This window comes from Mesorhizobium sp. M4A.F.Ca.ET.090.04.2.1 (assembly GCF_003999085.1).
Classification (GTDB): domain Bacteria; phylum Pseudomonadota; class Alphaproteobacteria; order Rhizobiales; family Rhizobiaceae; genus Mesorhizobium.
In genome coordinates, this window is record NZ_RZOT01000524.1 from 1 (window position 1) to 4,342 (window position 4,342).

Annotated in this window: 8 protein-coding genes; 4 read left to right on the forward strand and 4 right to left on the reverse strand. The window is 58.8% G+C overall.

Annotated features, from left to right (window positions below; all coding sequences use genetic code 11):
• Positions 1 to 226, forward strand: a 226-nt coding sequence (locus tag EN781_RS34545) for a hypothetical protein (RefSeq protein ID WP_210213505.1), incomplete at its 5' end; no start/stop codon positions are given.
• Positions 227 to 564: 338 nt separating this feature from the next.
• Positions 565 to 750 (forward strand): hypothetical protein, encoded by a 186-nt coding sequence (locus EN781_RS27205; protein ID WP_126058585.1) that lies wholly within the window; start codon positions 565 to 567, stop codon positions 748 to 750.
• A gap of 29 nt (positions 751 to 779) precedes the next feature.
• Here EN781_RS27205 and EN781_RS27210 read toward each other — a convergent pair whose 3' ends face one another.
• The 4 genes from EN781_RS27210 to EN781_RS27225 all read right to left on the reverse strand — a co-directional run bounded on the left by EN781_RS27210 (position 780) and on the right by EN781_RS27225 (position 3,035).
• Positions 780 to 1,061 (reverse strand): hypothetical protein, encoded by a 282-nt coding sequence (locus EN781_RS27210; protein WP_245455406.1) that lies wholly within the window; start codon positions 1,059 to 1,061, stop codon positions 780 to 782.
• 255 nt (positions 1,062 to 1,316) lie between these two features.
• A complete protein-coding gene (locus EN781_RS27215; protein WP_126059379.1) occupies positions 1,317 to 1,538 on the reverse strand; it encodes a DUF768 domain-containing protein in 222 nt (73 codons plus the stop codon).
• 341 nt (positions 1,539 to 1,879) lie between these two features.
• Positions 1,880 to 2,122, reverse strand: a complete 243-nt coding sequence (locus tag EN781_RS27220) for a hypothetical protein (protein WP_126058583.1) — start codon at positions 2,120 to 2,122, stop codon at positions 1,880 to 1,882.
• 40 nt (positions 2,123 to 2,162) lie between these two features.
• Complete coding sequence (locus EN781_RS27225) at positions 2,163 to 3,035, reverse strand: RNA ligase family protein (protein WP_126058582.1); 873 nt, start codon at positions 3,033 to 3,035, stop codon at positions 2,163 to 2,165.
• A gap of 129 nt (positions 3,036 to 3,164) precedes the next feature.
• On the opposite strand from EN781_RS27225, the gene EN781_RS27230 reads away from it, so the two are divergent.
• Together EN781_RS27230 and EN781_RS27235 are read left to right on the forward strand one after the other, a co-directional pair.
• The gene (locus EN781_RS27230; protein WP_126058581.1) at positions 3,165 to 3,359 is read left to right on the forward strand and encodes a DUF3606 domain-containing protein; all 195 of its coding nucleotides are present in this window, start codon (positions 3,165 to 3,167) and stop codon (positions 3,357 to 3,359) included.
• Between the two features lie 676 nt (positions 3,360 to 4,035).
• Positions 4,036 to 4,302: a hypothetical protein gene (locus EN781_RS27235; RefSeq protein WP_127400508.1), complete on the forward strand. Its 267-nt coding sequence runs from the start codon at positions 4,036 to 4,038 to the stop codon at positions 4,300 to 4,302.
• Positions 4,303 to 4,342 lie beyond the last annotated feature (40 nt).

The following is a 4,342-nucleotide window of genomic DNA, read 5'->3' on the forward strand; positions in this document are numbered from 1 at the left end:
CGGGCACTTCGCCCTGAGCGCTAGACCAGTCGGTGAACAATCACCGCTAACCCCGCTGTGCAATGGAATTGCTGTGGAGAACTCCGCCCCGCTCTACATCGCCGCCATCACCGCCTCGATGCTTGCCGGCGCGATCTGGCGCTACCGGCAGCGCGACATGATCGGCATGTCCGGATCCCTGCTGATGGTCGTGCTAGGATTCGTGGTGCTACTGCTGCCCGATTGACGTGGCAGCGCGATGCAGAGTGCATCGTTTTACTCAATCCCCAATTGGTAGACTCGCGCGATACATCGGCAGCTAGTGTCTCCAGTCAGCCAAAAAAGGGAGGGAGGCCTCGAACCGGGAGGAACGATGTTGTCTGTTCAAAAAGAAGACTTTCGAACGAACAGAGCCGATTATGTGATTGCGAAGTGTGGCCGATCGGCCGTTGATGACGTTCGCGATGAGAAACTGGCAAGAAAAAAGTCCGTGTGGCTAAGAGAGAGGCGATCCGCCAGACTGGCCGCAAATCCATGTGAAAGCTTGCCACCTAGAGCCAGACCAACCGGTCGAAACTGACAACGATGGCCTACACCGTCATCTGGTATGGAAGACAGGGTGTTGTCGACAAGGCGACTTTCGACGCCGAGAAGACCGCCAGAGACCATGCAATCTCCATGTTCCAGACCCGAAAGGGCGACGATGGGATTGTGTCGGTTGAAGTTCGCAAGGACAGTGGCGCAGTCGTCTTCAGTCATGCGGAGAATTAGGAAGGCCCGCCGGACCTAAAAGGCGATCATCATCCGCCCTTGGCCCTGCCGTAGGCGTTGGGGCTGGTGTCGGGTGTGTAGATCACGCCGACATCCGTGCCGCCGCACCTGTGGCATTTCAGCTTGGGAATGAGGTCATCGGCCATTGCCGGCGCGTCAGGGCCGTAGCGGTCCCGGAGCTGGGCGAGATTGAGCTTTTGGCTATGGTTGCAGGGTGACCAGTGGCAAAACGCCGTCACGGTCATCTTCGCGTCGATCAGGGATTGAAACGTCCAGCCCTTGCCCGCCATGAGGCCGATATAGCGCGCCACAGGGAGGCCCGCCAGCCCGCGTTTCTGCGCACGCTAGTTCCGAGTGGGCAGCACCCTAAAGTCTGCCGAACGCCCGCCTCCCGTCTCTGCATCGTCATCCGCCGCGGTGAGGCCACGACGAAACAGCTCCCGAACGGCGTCAGATCGAGTCGGCATTCTTCTCTCAAAACGCCAAGCATCCAGCACGGCCAGTTCCTCGGCATTGAGCATGATCTGTAGACGGTATGTTCGTTTGGGCGGCACGTTCTGCTCTCATCAATCTGCAATACCGGCGTCGTGATGGACGATTGCGTCGAGGATGACCTCATAGACGCTGCCGGTGTCTTCCTCAATCTCGGTGCTGCTGATGCCTACCGACTTCGCGTCGGCGAACAGCTTTTGGGTCAACTCGGCAACCGAGATGATATCGGCACCCACCGTCTCGGGAACGTTGGCGCCTATCCACTTGTACAAAAAGTCAGTCCCACGGGTGCTCATGGCCGACATAAGTCAAAGTCGGGCATTAGGTTCCAAGAGCCTCACCAGAGCTGCGTCCGGCGCTCTGGCGCATGCCTCTGGCCCGCTGCATGCTGGCGCGATCAAAGAGGAAGGATCGATCTATTTAGGCAAGGGAAAGCCCGTCGCTGGGAGGATGAGCGACGGGCTTTGATGGTGCCATATAGCGGCTACACTACCTTAGATCGATCGCTTCGCGACGTAGGGCGGCCCGTCGTCATCTTCCACACGGCGACGGGCCGCTCCTGCTTGTGGATGGGACCCCGGAGAGTGAAGGGGTTTGCCACTGTCCTATAAGAGCGACGCGGCAATTCGGTTCCGAATTATTTGCCGACAATTCGAATATATGAGCATCCGCTTGACGAAGCCGCCGTCGACATCTCTTTGATGACCGCATCAAGCTGCGCGATATCCTCCAGCGCCGCTATTTCGAGCGGATCGGCGGTCTGCGCTGCGGTGCGTAGCTCTGGCACGCCATCAGGCCCCATTGGCGCGTGGCTCATCACAAGAGTGTCGCGATACTGCCTGAGCAGGAAGAGCGCTCTATCAATGGTTCGTTGGTCCATCGTGGGAATTTAGCATATGGATTGGCCGAGGCCAGCCGGGCTACTCTTCCCGGACATCCTCCACCGTGGCATGGCGTAGCTTCGGTTCGCCGCGCAAATACCTGACACGGGCAGTGATGCCGGGCTCGAGCCATTCCGCCTTTGAAATGGCTTTCGGCAGTCCTGGCGGTGGCGAACGCCCTTTGCGCACTCGTCGCCATAGACGCTCCCGCATCTCCATGGTGAGCGCGACCGTGGCCGAGCCGGCATATTTCCCGCCGCGTGCCATGATGCCCTGTGGCGCCTTGCCGGGCTCGCGCCTGATGCCCAGCAACTCGAATTCGCCAAGCTCCCAGCATTTTGTCTTCACCCAGGCATCGATCTTGCCGCTCTTGTAGGGACTTTCCCTTCGCTTCGAGACCATGCCTTCGAGGCCCATCTTCTCGACGGCTTCGAAGAAGGCAGCGCCGCCGCCCTCGACATGCTCGCTGTATTGAATGATCCCCTTCGCCGGCTTCACCAGATCCCAAAGCTTCGCCTTGCGCTCGATCGCCGGGAGTGAACGGAGATCCTGGCCGTCGAGGTGCAGGATATCGAACGCGACGAAAGCAAGCTGTTCGGCGTTCCGCGTCATCCGCGAGTGCATCCTATGAAAGTTGGGCCGGCCGTCGGGCTCGGGCGCGATCATCTCGCCGTCGAGGATGAATGACTTCGCCGGAAGCTTCTCCGCCGCGGCGACGGTCGGCCAATACCGCTTCGACCAGTCGTGGCCGTTTCTGGAGAAAGCGCGGGCGCCGGCCCAGTCGAGTATCACCTGTGTCCGGAAGCCGTCGAGCTTGATTTCATGGAGCCAGTCGTCGCTCACAGGCGGCGTCTCGACTTGCACTGGCTCCAACGGCTTGATGAATCTTAGCCGCTCGTCGGCGTTACGCATACGAACTCCAACGCAACATTCGAATTTGATTCAATATCGCATGGCCGTTTCAGTTCCGTTAGCGTTTGCTGAAGGCCCTCGGAACATTCCGGCACGGTTGCTGTTCTCTTTCAACTAGGAGGAACAGCCATGGCAGACGACAAAAGCAAGACCGATTTTCGAGACCGCGACCGGGTGTCGGGAGACGAGGAATATGAAATTGGCTATCTTGCGAGCAAGTTCCAACTCACGATCCCAGAGGTCCGCGAATTGATTGCCAAACACGGCAATGACCGCGAGACGCTTGAGCGCGAGGCGAAGAAGCTGGGTCAGCAACAAAATTGACCAGTTTTCCGGTCAATCAGGGTCGTGCGATAGCCCGGTCTGCTTAAATCGAGGTGACACAGGATTCTGCAGGCCGGGCCATGCACCGACATCGAGGAGGTGCCGGAGCCCGGTTACAGTGCGCCCTGTCTTGGCAGGCCGCAAGGTATGCCTTTGGGGAAGGTGAACCCGCGCTCGTCTCTCGTCCCAATTGGCGGGTTCAGTTTGGCCCGCAATGTTCCCACTGCTCAGGCCGTTGCTTATTCCATCAGGCTTGAACAGAACCTCCGCACCACCGAACTCGAGAGGGCCCGATTCAAGGCACCAAACCCCGATCGGTTCCGGAACATTTTAGCTAACTTGAATGTTTAAATAACTACCCGGCTCAAAGCGGTGGAGACGATGGCGCGAGGTCCGCGAGTTGGTGACGAGATCACTTTGACAGCCACCATCCTGAAGGTGATGGAGGATGGTGTTTCGAGCGTGAGCATCCCGACTTACAACTTTCCGCTTGCGATCGACACACCGAAGGCCAGGGCCGGTGAACAACGCGCGAAAGTCGGCGAGCAGTCGGCGATGGAATCGAGGTCGACTGTGACCAAGCCGCCGCCATCAATCCGAACGGTTATCTTGCCGTCGGCGCTATCGACGCGAGTCGCAAAGCCGTTGATTTGCCGTGAGGGAATAGGAGGAACGAGTGGGCAAATATCAGGCCAGCAGCGATCCAGTCTCCGACAACTGCCCGTACGACCTCGATGTGTTCATGGAAAAGCACGGCCTCTCCAGGCGCGCTGCGCAGGTGATCCTGCACTCAAATGGTCCATCGCGTATCCAATGCGATGCCGCAGCAGAAGCCTTTGTTCGCTTCAAGCAGTGGCGGGAGGATGCCAGAATGAAGCCGCCTTCGCCGAGCTTTAAGTCGAGCATTGGTGCGCCGAGCCCTTTACAGCAAAAGGCCAGCTGAGCAAAAAACCCGCTGGCTTTGGCCAGCGGGCAAGGAGATG